General features: G+C 46.2%; 12 protein-coding genes and 1 pseudogene. 11 read left to right on the top strand and 2 right to left on the bottom strand.

All coding sequences use genetic code 11. The features are described from left to right. The first annotated feature begins 206 nt into the window (after positions 1 to 206). The 6 genes from rpsO to bshB1 all read left to right on the top strand — a co-directional run bounded on the left by rpsO (position 207) and on the right by bshB1 (position 7,033). Complete coding sequence (gene rpsO / locus I5M27_RS07690; protein ID WP_200505618.1) at positions 207 to 482, top strand: 30S ribosomal protein S15; 276 nt, start codon at positions 207 to 209, stop codon at positions 480 to 482. 136 nt (positions 483 to 618) lie between these two features. Further along, positions 619 to 2,766 (top strand): polyribonucleotide nucleotidyltransferase, encoded by a 2,148-nt coding sequence (gene pnp / locus I5M27_RS07695; protein WP_200505619.1) that lies wholly within the window; start codon positions 619 to 621, stop codon positions 2,764 to 2,766. Positions 2,767 to 2,956: 190 nt separating this feature from the next. Further along, positions 2,957 to 3,820, top strand: coding sequence for a sigma-70 family RNA polymerase sigma factor (locus tag I5M27_RS07700; protein ID WP_026464485.1), 864 nt, complete (start codon positions 2,957 to 2,959; stop codon positions 3,818 to 3,820). Positions 3,821 to 4,130: 310 nt separating this feature from the next. Next, a complete protein-coding gene (gene trxB / locus I5M27_RS07705; protein WP_200505620.1) occupies positions 4,131 to 5,072 on the top strand; it encodes a thioredoxin-disulfide reductase in 942 nt (313 codons plus the stop codon). A 114-nt stretch (positions 5,073 to 5,186) separates the two neighbouring features. Beyond that, the gene (locus I5M27_RS07710) at positions 5,187 to 6,293 is read left to right on the top strand and encodes a M23 family metallopeptidase (protein ID WP_234462438.1); all 1,107 of its coding nucleotides are present in this window, start codon (positions 5,187 to 5,189) and stop codon (positions 6,291 to 6,293) included. 20 nt (positions 6,294 to 6,313) lie between these two features. Beyond that, positions 6,314 to 7,033, top strand: a complete 720-nt coding sequence (gene bshB1 / locus I5M27_RS07715; RefSeq protein ID WP_200505621.1) for a bacillithiol biosynthesis deacetylase BshB1 — start codon at positions 6,314 to 6,316, stop codon at positions 7,031 to 7,033. A 230-nt stretch (positions 7,034 to 7,263) separates the two neighbouring features. On the opposite strand, the gene accC is transcribed toward bshB1, so the two are convergent. Beyond that, positions 7,264 to 8,763, bottom strand: a complete 1,500-nt coding sequence (accC, locus tag I5M27_RS07720; protein WP_200505622.1) for an acetyl-CoA carboxylase biotin carboxylase subunit — start codon at positions 8,761 to 8,763, stop codon at positions 7,264 to 7,266. Between the two features lie 192 nt (positions 8,764 to 8,955). Between accC and I5M27_RS07725 the strand changes: the two genes are divergently transcribed. After that, positions 8,956 to 10,194, top strand: a complete 1,239-nt coding sequence (locus I5M27_RS07725; RefSeq protein ID WP_200505623.1) for an aminotransferase class I/II-fold pyridoxal phosphate-dependent enzyme — start codon at positions 8,956 to 8,958, stop codon at positions 10,192 to 10,194. A gap of 109 nt (positions 10,195 to 10,303) precedes the next feature. Beyond that, positions 10,304 to 10,480 (top strand): annotated as a pseudogene (locus tag I5M27_RS07730) (histone H1); the annotation flags it as partial. A 168-nt stretch (positions 10,481 to 10,648) separates the two neighbouring features. On the opposite strand, the gene tyrS reads toward I5M27_RS07730, so the two are convergent. After that, positions 10,649 to 11,953: a tyrosine--tRNA ligase gene (gene tyrS, locus I5M27_RS07735; protein ID WP_200505625.1), complete on the bottom strand. Its 1,305-nt coding sequence runs from the start codon at positions 11,951 to 11,953 to the stop codon at positions 10,649 to 10,651. A gap of 177 nt (positions 11,954 to 12,130) precedes the next feature. Between tyrS and I5M27_RS07740 the strand changes: the two genes are divergently transcribed. From I5M27_RS07740 to I5M27_RS07750, 3 genes are all read left to right on the top strand, one after another. Continuing rightward, on the top strand, positions 12,131 to 12,583 hold the full coding sequence (locus tag I5M27_RS07740; protein WP_200505626.1) for a hypothetical protein: 453 nt from the start codon (positions 12,131 to 12,133) through the stop codon (positions 12,581 to 12,583). Positions 12,584 to 12,662: 79 nt separating this feature from the next. Next, positions 12,663 to 13,712: a DNA polymerase III subunit delta gene (gene holA, locus I5M27_RS07745; RefSeq protein WP_200505627.1), complete on the top strand. Its 1,050-nt coding sequence runs from the start codon at positions 12,663 to 12,665 to the stop codon at positions 13,710 to 13,712. 329 nt (positions 13,713 to 14,041) lie between these two features. Continuing rightward, positions 14,042 to 16,321, top strand: a complete 2,280-nt coding sequence (locus tag I5M27_RS07750; protein WP_200505628.1) for a TonB-dependent receptor — start codon at positions 14,042 to 14,044, stop codon at positions 16,319 to 16,321.

Raw genomic sequence — 16,321 nt, forward strand, 5'->3', positions numbered from 1 at the left:
GCTCAAACCATAGCGTTTTTTTGTTAGGAAGTTCTCTGCAGACTTTTTAAGGCTGAAAACATAGCGTTTTTAGAAAACATGCAGGGTCTGGAGCATTTACGGGTTTTTTAATATATATCCGAAAAAATATTTTAGAATTCCTGAAATTCTCTTTACCTTTGCACTTTCATAAATAAATAGCTGCACAATAAAATTTCTTTAAATTCATGAAATTAACAACTGAAACTAAAAAAGAACTTTTTGCGAAAAGCGGTTTTAACAAGACAGCCACTGACACTGGCTCACCGGAATCTCAGATTGCCTTGTTTACCCATCGCATTAGCCACCTTACAGATCACCTGAAGGAAAACAAAAAAGATTTTTCTACCCGCTTAAGCTTATTGAAACTGGTAGGTAAAAGAAGAAGATTGCTGAACTACTTATACAAAAACGATATCAGCCGTTACCGCTCGATCATCGCTGAGTTAGGTATCAGAAAGTAATATAAATGAAAAGATCAGGGAATTCCATAAACGAATTCCCTGATCTTTTTTAGTGCCCGGCCGTTGCCACAAATAACGCGCCAAACGCAAAATTGCCAAAGGGGTAATTTTGTTTTTAGATGCAAATGATATAAAGATGTCGTACAACGCAATTAACAAAACCATTATCATGGCCGACGGCCGTGAGATCAGTATTGAAACCGGCAAACTTGCCAAACAAGCCGATGGCTCGGTAGTAGTAAGAATGGGCAACACTATGTTGCTGGCTACCGTGGTTTCTTCGCCTACAGCCAAAGAAGGCGTAGATTTTCTGCCGCTTTCGGTAGATTACCAGGAAAAATTCGCTTCCTCGGGTAAAATTCCCGGCGGTTTCCTGAAAAGAGAAGCGCGTCTTTCTGACTACGAGATCCTGATCTCCCGTTTGGTTGACCGGATTCTCCGCCCGATGTTCCCGGAAGATTACCACGCTGACACGCAGGTAATGATCAACCTGATCTCTGCGGATTCTGAAGTATTGCCGGACGCGCTGGCTGCTTTAGCCGCTTCGGCCGCCCTGGCCGTTTCCGATATTCCTTTCAACGGCCCGATCTCTGAAGTACGCGTTGCCCGCATCGATGGACAGTTCGTGGTAAACCCGAAAACCTCTGACATTGCCCGTGCGGATATTGAACTGATCGTAGGTGCTTCTTACGACAGCGTGGCGATGGTAGAAGGCGAGATGAACGAAGTTTCCGAAGCTGAAATGCTGGAAGCCATTAAAGTTGCCCACGAAGCCATTAAAATTCAGTGCAAAGCGCAGATGGAGCTGGCCGAAATGGTTGGCAAAACCACCAAGCGCGAATACTCGCACGAAAGCCATAACGAAGAATTACGCGAGCGCATCAAGCGTGAACTATACGACAAAGCTTACGCGGCTGCTAAATTAGCGAACCCGAACAAGGCCGAGCGTAAAAAAGCATTCTCTGCCCCTAAAGCTGAATTCGTTGAGTCTTTAGGCGACGATCATACTTACGATGCCGGCATGATCAGCACGTATTACCACGATGTTGAGAAAGAAGCCGTACGCAACATGATCCTGAACGATCGCGTGCGTCTGGATGGCCGGAAACTGGATGAAATCCGTCCGATCTGGTCTGAAGTGAATTACCTGCCTTCTACCCACGGTTCTGCAGTCTTTACCCGCGGCGAAACCCAGTCATTAACTACCGTTACTTTAGGTACCAAACTGGATGAGCAGCTGATCGACAGCGCCATGGTTTCGGGCACGAACAAATTCATGCTGCATTACAATTTCCCGGGTTATTCTACCGGTGAAGTGAAGCCAAACCGTGGCCCTGGACGCCGCGAAGTTGGTCATGGTAACTTAGCCATGCGTGCACTGAAAAAAGTGCTGCCTTCGGCCGAAGAAAATCCATATACTATCCGGATTGTTTCTGATATCCTGGAGTCGAACGGTTCATCTTCTATGGCTACGGTTTGCGCAGGTTCGCTTGCGCTGATGGATGCCGGGGTGAAGATCAAAGCACCGGTTTCAGGTATTGCCATGGGTTTAATTACCGATATGGAAACGGGTAAATTTGCCGTGCTTTCCGATATTCTGGGCGATGAAGACCACTTAGGTGATATGGACTTTAAAGTGACCGGTACCAAAGTCGGCATCACGGCTTGCCAGATGGACATTAAAGTGCAGGGCTTATCGTACGAAGTGCTTACGCAGGCGTTAGAGCAGGCCAAAGCAGGTCGTTTGCATATCCTGGGCGAAATGGAGAAAACCATTGCTGCCCCGGCTGCCGATTACAAACCACACACGCCACGTTCTTACAACATCATCATCGATAAAGAATTTATTGGTGCGGTGATCGGACCAGGCGGTAAAGTGATTCAGCAGATCCAGAAAGATACCGGCGCTACCATCATTATCGAAGAGAAAAATGAGAAAGGCCACGTAAACATTTTCGCTACGAACCAGAAGAACATGGACGATGCGGTTAGCCGGATCAAAGCCATTGTAGCGGTTCCGGAAATTGGCGACGTGTACACCGGTAAAGTGAAATCGATCCAGCCGTACGGCGCTTTCGTAGAATTTATGGCGGGCAAAGATGGCTTGCTGCATATCTCGGAAGTGAAGCACGAACGTCTGGAAAGCCTGGAAGGCGTGCTGGAGATCGGCGAAGAAATTCAGGTTAAACTGATGGACGTTGATAAGAAGACCGGCAAGTTTAAACTTTCGCGCAAGGCTTTATTGCCAAAGCCGGAAAAACAGTCTGAGCAAGCTTCTCAATAATTTAATAACAACAACTGGAAAGGTACATCTGCTTCGGCGGTTGTACCTTTAGCAGTTTTTTGCCCGTTTTCCCTGGCGTTTTTTATTTATGGCCGGTACCGAACTTTTGGTGCGGGCTTCTGCGTTAAGAATGAAACCGGAAACGATTTTACCATTATAAATAAAATAATATTTTTAGAGCAATACCCCAATGAGACAACTCAAGATCAGTAAGCAAATTACTAACCGCGAAAGCCAGTCGCTGGATAAATACCTGCAGGAAATTGGTAAAGTGGATTTGCTTACGCCTGACGAAGAAGTAACGTTAGCGCAGCGGATAAAAGAAGGGGACCAGTTTGCGCTGGAAAAACTAACCAAAGCGAACTTACGTTTCGTGGTTTCGGTAGCCAAACAGTACCAAAACCAGGGCTTATCGTTGGGAGATTTAATTAACGAAGGAAACTTAGGTCTGATCAAAGCGGCCAAACGTTTTGACGAAACCCGTGGTTTTAAATTCATTTCTTACGCCGTTTGGTGGATCCGCCAATCTATTCTGCAGGCTTTGGCCGAACAGAGCCGTATTGTGCGTTTGCCCCTGAACCGTGTAGGTTCCCTGAATAAAATTTCCAAATCTTTCTCTGAACTGGAGCAGAAATTTGAGCGCGAGCCTTCTCCGGAAGAAATTGCCGAGGTTTTAGAATTAACCACTTCCGAAGTAGTTGATACCCTGAAGATCTCCGGCCGCCACGTATCAGTAGATGCACCTTTTGTGCAAGGGGAAGAAAACCGTTTATTAGACGTACTCGAAAACGAAGACGAAGAATCGCCGGATACCGGTTTGATGAACGACTCGTTGCGCAAAGAAGTGCAGCGTGCTTTATCTACTTTAACCAAACGTGAAGCCGACGTAATTACGCTTTACTTTGGTTTGAACGGTGAGCATTCCTTAACGCTGGAAGAGATCGGGGAGAAGTTCAATTTAACCCGTGAGCGCGTACGCCAGATCAAAGAAAAAGCGATCCGCCGTTTACGCCACACTTCCCGCAGCAAAGCCCTGAAACCGTATTTAGGTTAATCAAAAACGGTAGCAATATTACCCGAAAAACCCGGCCGCAATGTCGGGTTTTTTTATGTCCTGATTTTGGGAAAGCCTTTTGGAAGTGAGACGCTGTTTTGCGTCTTTCTTTGTGGCAGAAAACCTAAAATGCTATTCTCAGGAATGTTCGCAAACCTAAAAAAAGATGCAGAATATGGCCACTTTAGCGGATTGTTAAGGTTAAAACGCTAGGGTAAAAGCCAGAAAAAGTGTGAAGGAAACCGGATAATGCCGGAAGGTTTCGCATTAATTTGTAATATTGTAATTGAAAGAATTACCAAACACGATAATGACTGAAACAGAACACGTTAAATGTTTAATAATAGGTTCAGGACCAGCAGGTTATACTGCAGCAATTTATGCTTCCCGCGCTAATTTATTCCCCGTTCTTTACCAGGGCCTGCAGCCCGGCGGGCAGCTTACTATAACCAACGACGTTGAGAATTACCCTGGTTATCCGGATGGGATTAACGGCCCGCAGATGATGGAAGACTTTAAAAAGCAGGCAGAGCGTTTTGGCACTGATGTGCGCTACGGTATTGCTACAGAAGTAGATTTCAGCGGCAAACCCCATAAAGTAACCATCGACGGCAATAAAGTGATTACGGCCGATACGGTAATTATTTCTACCGGCGCTTCGGCTAAGTGGCTGGGGCTGGAATCGGAAGCGCGCTTGAACGGCAACGGTGTTTCGGCTTGTGCGGTTTGCGATGGTTTCTTTTACCGCGGCCAGGACGTAGCCATTGTAGGCGCCGGCGATACCGCTGCCGAAGAAGCTACTTACCTGGCAAACCTGTGCAAGAAAGTGTACATGATCGTGCGCCGTCACGAAATGAAAGCTTCCGTGATCATGCAGGAACGCGTAAAAAATACGCCGAATATTGAGGTGCTGTGGAATACCGTAACCGACGAGATTTTAGGTACGGATGTTGTAAATGCCGTACGCGTAAAAAATCTGGTAACCAACGAAATGCGCGAAATCCCGGTGCAGGGATTTTTTGTTGCGATCGGTCACCAGCCCAATTCCGACATATTTAAGAAATACCTGGAGCATGACGAAAACGGGTATCTGCGAACAATTCCCGGAACTTCTAAAACCAACATCGACGGCGTTTTTGCCTGCGGCGATGTACAGGATTTTATGTACCGCCAGGCTGTAACCGCTGCCGGTTCGGGTTGTATGGCTGCGCTTGATGCTGAACGTTACCTAGCTGCTCAGGGAATTCATTAATTGAAATCTGGTTTAAAGCATACTAAGAAATTTGTGTTACCAGTTGTAATGCAAAGCTTAAAACCACAATGCTAACGGCGCCGGATCTTTCCCGGGGCTTATTAAATCTATTAAATGCAAACTTATTCTGCCCGCTTAACCTTACTTCTTTTACTGATGCTATGCAGTTTTTCTGTTTTGGCGCAGGGAAAGAAACCACCTGTTAAACCCACTCCGGCTAAAAACACGCCCAAATCCCGGAAAGATATGTTCAAGATCAAAGCGCCGAAAATTCAATACGTGCGCCCCGATACGGCCATTCTGGTGGAATACGACGAATTTCCGGAAGATTCATCTGATGCGGAAAATTCGGTGTTTTTTAACCCGAGCAAACAACTTTCCATTGTAAGCGAAGATACCTCCACGCTCGATCTGGGTGAACAGCAGATCGTGGAAATGTCGGAAGAAGTGCTTATAGACAGTACCTGGATTAAAGTGGCCGGCTATTATGCCATCTGGGATACGCACAACATTAACCCGTACCGCAAAGACGGTCGCAATATTAAAGATACGCTGCACATTCACCTGGAAGAACCCGAGAAAAAGCGTTTCGCTAAAATGCCTTTAGAGAAAACCCCGATCACCTCTGATTTTGGTTTCCGGGGTTACCGCTGGCATTATGGAACGGATATAGACCTGAATACCGGCGATACCATTTATGCAGCTTTCGATGGGGTGATCCGGATCTCGAAATGGGATGGCGGCGGCTACGGTAATTATATTGTGGTGCGCCATTACAACGGCTTGGAAACGCTTTACGGACACATGTCGCGGCCATTGGTAAACGTGGGTACGTTTGTAAAAGCGGGCGAAGCAATTGGCTTAGGCGGCAGCACCGGTCGCAGTTCCGGTCCGCATTTACATTACGAAGTGCGTTACGAAGGCAACCCGATCGATCCGGAAAAAATTTATGATTTCCCGGATTATAAGCTGTTCGCTAAAGATTTTACCATTACTTCAGCGCTGTTCAATTATTACAATTCGGCGCTGAAATACAAGAAAAGCGGAAGCCGGAACAGCGCCACGAGTGCCCGCCGCACCGCCTACCATAAAGTGCGCAGCGGCGATACGATCTCTGAAATTGCACGCAAGTACGGCGTGTCGCAGTCCCAGATCATGCGCCTGAACGGGATTTCAGGTAAAACCACCTTGAAATTAGGCCGTAGTTTACGCATCCGTTAATAATTGCTAATTCTGAAACGATGAAACTCGATATCCTGGCTTTTGCTGCTCACCCCGACGATGCTGAAATGTCCTGCGGCGGCACCTTGCTTTCGCATATTGCTATGGGTAAAAAAGTGGGCATTGTAGATCTTACGCGCGGCGAATTAGGCACTAGGGGAACCCCCGAGATCCGGGCTCAGGAAGCTGAAGCAGCTACCAGGATCATGGGAATTCATACGCGGGAAAACCTGGGCATGGCCGATGGCTTTTTCCGGAACGATCAGGAGCATCAGTTGAAAGTTATTCAGGCGATCAGAAAATATCAACCGGAAATTGTGCTGATGAATGCAATTTCTGACCGCCATTCCGATCATGGCCGGGGTTCAGTGCTGGTTTCGGAAAGTTGTTTTCTTTCGGGGTTGAAAATGATAGAAACGGTAGGGGATAATGGCGAAAAACAAGCGGCTTGGCGCCCGAAAAACATGTACCATTACATTCAGGACCGCCGACATACGCCCGATCTGGTAGTCGATATTTCGGCGCATTGGGAAAAGAAAGCGGAAGCCATAAAAGCGTTCCGTTCGCAGTTCTTCGACCCGAACAGCAATGAACCAAATACCTATATTTCAAGCCCCGAGTTTATGAAATTCCTGGAAGCACGCGCCCGCGATTTTGGTCATTTAATAGGCGTGGAGTTTGGCGAAGGATATACAGTAGAACGGAATGTAGGCGTGAAAGATCTGTTCGATCTGGTATAATGTCTGTCGCAAGTTACGGTTGCGCCTAAACTTGCAGGATGGAAATAAAAGTTACGTTCATCAATCATAGATCTTTAATAAAAAGCCCCGAAATTATTTCCGGGGCTTTTACTTTTTAGGGCCAAAACCATAGCGTTTGCTAATAAAAAAACCGGTGAGGTTTTTAAAACTTCACCGGTTAAAATTCAAAGTTATTTCCAGACTTTTTCAGTCTAAAACCATAGCGTTTTTTAGTTCAGGCGGTTCTTTTTCCAGTTCGATGTGGCTACGGCGGAAGCTTCGGCGTTGGCTTTTACGTCCGGCTTTTTCTTGTCCATGAGCAGGGCGGCTAAGGCAGCGGCAATTTCTACTTCATTGGTTTTGGTGTGCTCTTTCAGCACATCGGGCGTGAAATAACGCTCAATAAATTTAGTGTCGAAATTGCCGGAAACAAAGGCTTCGTGGGTAAGCACGTATTTCCCGAACGATAACGTGGTTTCAATGCCCGTGATCTGGTATTCGTCGATGGCGCGGAGCATTTTTTCGATGGCTTCGTTGCGGTCTTTGCCAAACGTTACCAGCTTAGCAATCATAGGGTCGTAGTAGATCGGAATTTCCATGCCCTCTTCAAAACCATCATCCACGCGCACGCCCAAGCCCTGCGGACGTTTGTATTGTACTAATTTCCCGATGTCGGGCAGGAAGTTGTTTTTCGGATCTTCGGCGTAAACACGTAATTCCAACGAGTGGCCGTTGATTTTCAGGTCTTCCTGGTTAAACGCAAGCGGTTCGCCTTCGGCAATTTTGATCTGTTCCTTTACCAGGTCTAAACCAGTAATTTGTTCGGTAACCGGGTGCTCTACCTGCAGGCGTGTGTTCATTTCCAGGAAGTAGAAGTTCAGGTTCTCATCCATCAGGAATTCTACCGTGCCGGCACCGTAATAATTACAAGCTTTCGCTACGTCAACCGCGGCTTTACCCATGGCTTCGCGAATTTCGGGAGTTAAAACTGCCGACGGTGCTTCTTCAATTACTTTCTGGTGACGACGCTGAATAGAACATTCGCGCTCGAATAAATGCACTATGTTGCCGTGCGTATCGCCCAAAACCTGGATCTCGATGTGGCGCGGCGAACCTACGTATTTCTCAATGAACACGGCGCCATCGCCAAATGCAGAAACGGCTTCGGAAACGGCGGTGCGCATTTGCTCCTCAAAGCTTTCTTCGTCGTTCACAATGCGCATGCCTTTACCACCACCACCGGCGCTGGCTTTGATCAGGATCGGGAAACCGATTTCGGAAGCAATTCTTTTAGCGGCCGGAATATCGGTAATGGCTTCGGCGGTGCCGGGAACCATGGGAATGTTGTAATTGGCAACAGCAGCTTTAGCGGCCAGTTTGCTACCCATTAAGGTAATGGCTTCCGGCGATGGACCAATGAAGATCAGGCCGGAGGCTTTCACCATCTCAGCAAAACCAGCGTTCTCGGAAAGGAAACCGTAACCTGGGTGAATGGCATCTACACCAAGCTGCTTGCAAACTTCAATAATTTTATCGCCGCGTAAATAAGAGTCAGCAGATTTCGGGCCGCCCAGGCAAACGGCTTCGTCGGCGTAGCGTACGTGCAGCGCCTGACGGTCGGCTTCGGAGTAAACCGCTACCGTTTTAATGCCCATTTCTTTGGCCGAACGCATCACGCGCAAGGCAATTTCGCCGCGGTTGGCCACTAAAATTTTTCTGATTTTAGTCATGCTATTTTTAATGAAAACTCAGTTCTGAATGAAGTTTCAAAGAAACGGTATTCTTTTCAAAGTAAAAAGTAAAGGCTTGTATTAAGGTTGGAATTAGCTGAGATAAAGGTTAAATTTGCGCACCATTTTGCCCTACATGCGTGATGCTGTATCGCAATTATCTAATTTCCAACATTTTAACCTGTATAGACAGTGGATATTTTTGAAAAGTTAGCGGCTAACCGCGGTCCTTTGGGCAGTCACTCACATTATGCACACGGTTATTTTACTTTCCCGAAACTGGAAGGTGAAATTGCTCCTCGCATGAAATTCCGCGGAAAAGAAGTTTTGACTTGGAGCTTAAATAACTATCTGGGTTTAGCTAATCACCCGGAAGTGCGTAAAGTTGACGCGGAAGCTGCGGCAGAATACGGCATGGCTACGCCTATGGGTGCCCGCATCATGTCAGGGAATACCAACCATCACGAAAAGCTGGAAGAAGACCTGGCCGAATTTGTAAGCAAACCAGCCGGCTTATTATTGAACTTCGGTTACCAGGGCGTACTCTCTATTATTGACGCGCTTTGCAATCGCCACGACGTAATTGTTTACGATGCAGAATCGCACGCCTGTATTATTGATGGGTTGCGTTTACACCAGGGCAAACGTTATGTGTACCAGCATAATGACATGGATAGCCTGGAAAAACAATTGGTTCGGGCTACAAAACTGGCTAATGAAACCGGCGGCGGTATTTTAGTTATTACCGAAGGTGTGTTTGGCATGAGCGGTAACATTGGCGCGCTCGATAAAATCATTGCTTTAAAAGATAAATTCCAGTTCCGTTTATTCGTGGACGATGCGCATGGTTTTGGAACTATGGGTAAAACCGGTGCCGGGGTAGGTGAGCATTTAAATTGCCAGGATGGCATTGACGTTTACTTCTCTACATTCGCCAAATCGATGGCTTCTATCGGTGCGTTTGTGGCCGGGGAAGAATACGTGATCGATTACCTGCGCTACAACATGCGTTCGCAGATCTTTGCCAAATCTTTGCCGATGCCTTTGGTTATTGGTGCGCAGAAACGTCTGGATCTTTTAAAAACCCAGCCGCAACTGAAAGAACAGTTATGGACCGTGGTTAATGCCTTGCAAAGCGGCCTGCGTGAAAAAGGCTTTAACCTGGGCACCACTACTTCGCCGGTAACGCCGGTATTATTGGCTGGCCAGATCCCGGACGCTACTGCTTTAACGCTTGATCTAAGAGAGAATTTCAATATTTTCTGCTCGATCGTGGTTTACCCGGTAGTGCCGAAAGACGTGATCATGCTGCGCCTGATCCCAACGGCTGCGCACACGCTGGACGATGTAAAAGAGACCATTGATGCTTTCGAGAAAATTGCAGCTAAATTAGATAAGGGTCTGTACTCGAAGACTGCCGTTACCGCCTAAAATAATTTGCTCATTTTAATAAAAAAAAAGTGCCTTATTTGCTTGTATTCATAATATATGTATATTAGAGCAATCAAATATTAATGTTTAACCAATAACAAACGCACTAATGAGCAAGAACAATTTTGGCCAAGTAAGAGACCTGATCATGGGTTTGGAAGCTGATTTCGAGAAATTCTACGATAAGCAAAACTCTGCTGCCGGTACTCGTGTACGTAAAGGCATGCAAGACCTGAAAAATATGGCTCAGGAGATCAGAAAAGAGGTTCAGGATATGAAAAACAGCGCTGCTGGTACTGCTGCTGCCCCTGCTGCAAAAGCGAAAGCTGCTCCTAAAAAGGCTGCTGCTCCAGCTGCTAAAGGCGGTAAAAAGTAATCATCACCTCATCTCATTAAACAGAAAAGGCGGTCTCGAAAGAAACCGCCTTTTTTGCTTTAAATGCCCTTGTGAAGCTTAATTTACCGATATCAGGAAATAATTTTTCTTTCCTTTCTGAACCACCAAATATTTATTTTGCAGCAATTCGTATTCTAAAGTGGCCTCTGCGTTTTGTACTTTTTCACGATTGATGCTTACGCCGTTCTCCGCGATCATGCGCTTGGCTTCGCCTTTGCTTTTGAAAATAATGCCGTTTGAAGCTGTTGCCAGCAGGTCGCTTACGGTTGGCGTAGCCTCGTAATCGGTACGGGAAATTGCAATTTGCGGCACGCCTTCAAAAACCGAAAGCAGTGTGGCTTCGTTCAGGCTTTTCAACGTGTTGATATCGCCTTTGCCGAATAAAACTTCCGAAGCATCTACGGCACTCTGATAATCTAAAGCGGAATGCACGCGCGTGGTGACGTCTTTGGCTAAGGCCTTTTGTAACACACGTAAATGCGGCGCTTCTTTGTGCTCGCCGGTTATGGCTTCAATTTCTTCTTTGGAAAGCAGCGTGTAAACTTTGATCAGTTTTTCGGCTTCTTCGTCGCTTAAGTTCAGCCAGAACTGGTAGAATTTGTACGGCGAAGTCATTTCCGGATTCAGCCAGATGTTACCGCCTTCCGATTTACCGAATTTGGTGCCGTCTGATTTCGTAACCAGGTTGCCGGTAAGTGCAAAGGCTTTGCCGCCGTCCATTCTGCGGATCAGCTCGGTGCCGGTGGTGATATTGCCCCACTGGTCGGAGGCGCCCATTTGCAGTTTTACGTTTTTGTTTTTGTACAAGTGGTAAAAGTCGTAACCCTGCAAAAGCTGGTAGGTAAATTCTGTGTAGGAGAGGCCGGAAGCCGGACCATCTTCTTCGCTGGCCGTGATGCGTTTTTTAACCGAATCTTTGGCCATCATGTAGTTTACCGTCAGGTGTTTGCCTACGTCGCGGAGGAAACCTAAAAAAGAGAAATCCTTGAACCAGTCGTAGTTGTTTACCATTTCGGCGGCATTTTTACTGGCTTCAAAATCGAGGAATTTCTCGAGTTGCTTGCGGATGCCTTCCTGGTTGGCGCGCAGGGTTTCTTCGTTCAGGAAGCTGCGTTCGGCCGCTTTGCCGCTTGGGTCGCCGATCATACCGGTGGCGCCGCCTACCAAAGCCATGGGTTTATGGCCGGCGCGCTGCAAATGCACCAGTAACATAATGGTAGCCAGGTTTCCGATGTGCAACGATTCGGCGGTCGGGTCGAAGCCGATGTAGCCGGTTACCATTTCGCTTTTCAGTAATTCATCGGTGCCGGGCATGGCGTCGAAATACATGCCGCGCCATTTCAATTCTTCTATAAAATCCATTTTTTTTCGATTGTTCGTAGGTTCGAGGTTCGTAGGTTCGACTTTTTGGCCGTAAAAGCATAGCGTTTTGGCCAAGGTTCGAACGCAATTATCCGGCAAAGATATTAGTCTTCGCTTGTTCCTTCATTATAGTTGCGGTAATTTTGTTCACTTCAGATTAAATTGAATGTAAACTAAATGACTTTAAGAAATAAATGTGGACTGATTTCATTACTAGTAGGGCTTCCTTTTGGATTGGCTGCACTTTTTATTTCTCTGTATTTTTTGGCTATAGTTACTGGCGGAGGATTGCCTTTAATGGGGACTTTAGCAGTTTACTTGGATTCTATTATAGGTTTATTTTTAGTATTTCCGATTATGCTTTGGATTAGTGGAAATATTATGGTTCATGATATTTTAGATAAAAAAACTAAATGGAATATCGCTTTGAAATATTCAACTATAATAAATTCGATTATTTGGTTAGTTTTTTTGATTATATTTTTATACAGAAATTATCATTCTGGACACTTATTGAGTGGATTTATTTTTATTTTAGTTCTTTCCTTAATTTCAATATTAGGCACTCTTTTAACTTATAGCTTAATAGTTTATTTCTTGGTGAAAAAAAGAATTCATATTAATACTTAATCGTTTTAAAAACGCTATCCTTTTCCGCCCAAAAAACCATTTCCAAATCTTCAAATTTCCAAATCTTCAAATTTAAAAAATGGCCGCTCTTACCGCCGACGAAATATTACAGAAGTTAAAGCAAAACCAATACGCGCCGGTTTATTTCCTGCAGGGCGAAGAACCGTATTACATCGATCTGATCTCGGATTACATCGAGAAAAATGCGCTTTCTGAAATGGATAAGGGTTTCAACCAGGTGGTGCTGTACGGTAAAGATACCGATGTGCTGACCATTCTGAGCCAGGCCAAACGCTACCCCATGATGGCCGAACGCAGCGTGGTGATTGTAAAAGAAGCGCAAAGCATTCCGGATATTGAAAAGGAGAACGGCATCAAAGCGCTGGAAGCGTATCTGCAGAATCCTTTGCCGAGCACGGTGCTGGTGTTTGCGTTCAAGCATAAAAGCCTGGATGGCCGCAAATCGCTGAGCAAAACCATGAGCAAGCATGCGGTGATGCTCACCACCAAAAAACTCTACGACAACCAGATCCCGGCGTGGATCAACAATTACATCAAAGAGAAAAAGCTGCAGATCAGTCCCAAAGCGGTGCAGATGCTGGCCGAATACATTGGCTCGGATCTTTCGCGGCAGGCGAATGAAATCGATAAGCTGACCATTAATTTAAAAGAAGGGCAGACGATCGATGAAAAACTGGTGCAGGAAAACATCGGGATCAGCAAGGATTTTAACATTTTCGAGCTGCAGTCGGCGCTGATAAACGGCGATGCTTTGAAAGCCAACCGCATCATCAATTATTTCGAAGCGAACCCCAAAGCCAACCCGGTAATTCCGAATCTGAGTTTGCTTTTCGGTTTTTTCAGCAAGGTGCTTACCGGTTTTTTTGCCGAAGATAAAAGCGATGGCGGCATTGCCAAAGCGCTGGGCGTGAATGCTTTTTTTGCCAAAGATTACCTGAATGCGATGCGCACCTTCGGCTACCCGAGAACCAAACAGATCATTCATTTTATTCGCGTAGCCGATCTGCAAAGCAAAGGCATTGAAGGTGGCAACATGACCGATGCCGATATTCTGAAAGAGCTGGTTTTTAAAATTCTGCATCCGGTGCCGGAAGTTCAGGAAATATAGTTGCCACTTTTCCTGCCGGGAACCATAGCGTTTTTCCGATATAAACCTTCCAGGTCTTTGAGACCTGGAAGGTTTTTTTCTTGCTGCGAATTTTTCGGCTGGAAATCATAGCGTTTCCAGAAGAAAAATGCAGCCTTGAGTTTAAACCTTACGCTACTTTTATTTATATGACTTTTCAGGCCTGAAAAGATAGCGTTTCCCGGATCGAAGCGATCTGAAAAATAACATCCTAACGAGGTCGTTCGGAAGCGGGCATTTTGCGGAAAAGGTAAGGATTAGGCTTCCTGCTTTCAGGGATTTTATTAATTTTGATTTTTAATCCTGAAGTAATGCTACTTAAAAACATTTGGTTTCGTTGCCTTTTCCTTTTCTGTTTAGTAAGCGGCCCGGCTGCCTGGGCACAAACCGCCGAAGTCCGTGGATTTCTTTACAATGAAAAAAACGGGGAACCCATTATTTACAGCAACGTGCTGCTTTTTAGCGGCAGTAAGCTCGTACAGGGTGCTCAGACCGACGTGAATGGCTATTTTTCCATCACCCGCGTTCAGCCGGGCAATTATATGCTGGTGCCGCGCGCCATGGGTTTCGATTCGCTGCAAATGCCGATCACGCTAAAATCCGGTGAGATCATAACCCAGAAACTGTACCTGAAAGCTGCTGATGTGGTTTTAAAAGAAGTGCAGGTGAGCGCCAGCCGTGCCGAGAAAAAAACGACCGTGAATGTGGCCGTTGAAAAGATCACGCCGCGCGAAATTACGTCCCTGCCCAGCATTGGTGGGGAACCCGATCTGGCGCAGTACCTGCAAACTGTGCCCGGCGTGGTTTCTACCGGCGACCAGGGCGGGCAGCTTTACATCCGGGGTGGTACGCCAATCCAGACCTTGTTCCTGATGGATGGCATGATCATTTACAACCCGTTCCATAGCATTGGTTTGTTTTCCGTTTTCGATACCGATATTCTGCGCAACGTGGAAGTGTATACCGGTGGTTTCAATGCCGAATACGGCGGCCGGACCTCGGCTGTAATGGATGTGACCACCCGCGACGGGAACCGGAAAAAATTCGGTGGCGTATTTTCGGCCAACCCATTCACTTCTAAACTGGTGCTGGAAGGGCCGTTCTCGAAACCAAAAGATGGCGTGAGCAATTCTTCGTTCATTCTCAGCGGCCGGACTTCTTACCTGGAGCAAACTTCCAAAACTTTGTATAGCTACGCCGATTCCAGCGGGCTGCCTTATAATTTTACCGATCTCTACGGCAAGGTTTCCTTCAATTCCAAGAACGGCAACAAAATGAACGTATTCGGTTTTAATTTTAACGACCGGGTAAACCTGGCACAGAAATCGGCCGTTGCCTGGGACTCTTACGGTTTTGGTACCGATTTTATCATACTTCCCTCTTCGGCTTCCATGATGATCCACGGCTTGTTTGCTTATTCGAACTACGACATTGCCATTACCGAACCAAGCGGACAACCGCGAAACAGCAAGATCAATGGCTTTAACCTGGGGCTGGATTTTACTTATTTCATTAACCAGAACGAACTGAAATACGGAATTACGGTGATCGGTAATAAAACTGACTTTGTAGCCGAAACGCCTACCGGCGTTGCCCTGAACGAGGAACAGAACAATACCGAAATGGCCGGTTTTGTAAAATATCGCCTGGTGAAAGACCTTTTTGTGCTGGAACCGAGTTTCCGTTTGCATTATTACGCTTCGCTGGCGCAAATGTCGCCGGAGCCGCGTTTGGGTTTTAAATACAATATTTCGGAAAAATTACGTTTCAAATTTGCCGGTGGCTTTTTCAGCCAGAACTTTTTATCTACCCGTTCCGACCGCGACGTCGTGAATTTATTTGCCGGTTTCTTATCGTCGCCCGAATCGTTGAAAGATGCTGAAGGCAATGCGGTTGAGAACCCGTTGCAGAAGTCGCGCCACGCCATGTTTGGCTTGGAATACGACCTTACCCAAAATATAACCGTAAACGTGGAGCCTTACGTGAAAGACTTCAACCAGTTAGTAAACATAAACAGCAACCGCATTTTTACCGAAGATGCGCCTTACCTGGTAGAAACCGGTTTTGCAAAGGGTATAGATTTTGCAGTGAAATACGAAGGCAGCAGCGCCATGCTACAGGCCGCGTATTCCTTAGCCAAAGTAGACCGCACCTTTGGCAAAGCCACGTACCCGACTAACTTCGACCGCCGCCACAATGCCAATATTTTAGGCACTTACATGTTTGGCGAAGAAAAGGCGTTTGAAGTAAGCGCCCGCTGGAATTTAGGTTCCGGTTTCCCGTTTACGCCCACACAGGGCTTTTACGAACGCAACCTGAACGGCGGCATCGATACGGATCTTACCACCGAAAACGGAGAACTTGGTATTCTGTACGGCGAAATAAATTCGAAACGGCTGCCTTATTACCACCGGCTCGATATTTCGGCCAAACGCACTTTTAAGCTTAAAAACGCTACCGTTTTAGAGATCAATGCTGATATAGTGAATGTTTACAACCGCAAAAATATTTTTTACTTCGACCGCGTTACTTCGCAGCGCGTGGACCAGTTGCCAATTCTGCCAAGTGTAGGTTTAAGATTAAAATTCTAA

The sequence above is a fragment of the Adhaeribacter terrigena genome, from assembly GCF_016623615.1.
Lineage (GTDB): Bacteria > Bacteroidota > Bacteroidia > Cytophagales > Hymenobacteraceae > Adhaeribacter_A > Adhaeribacter_A terrigena.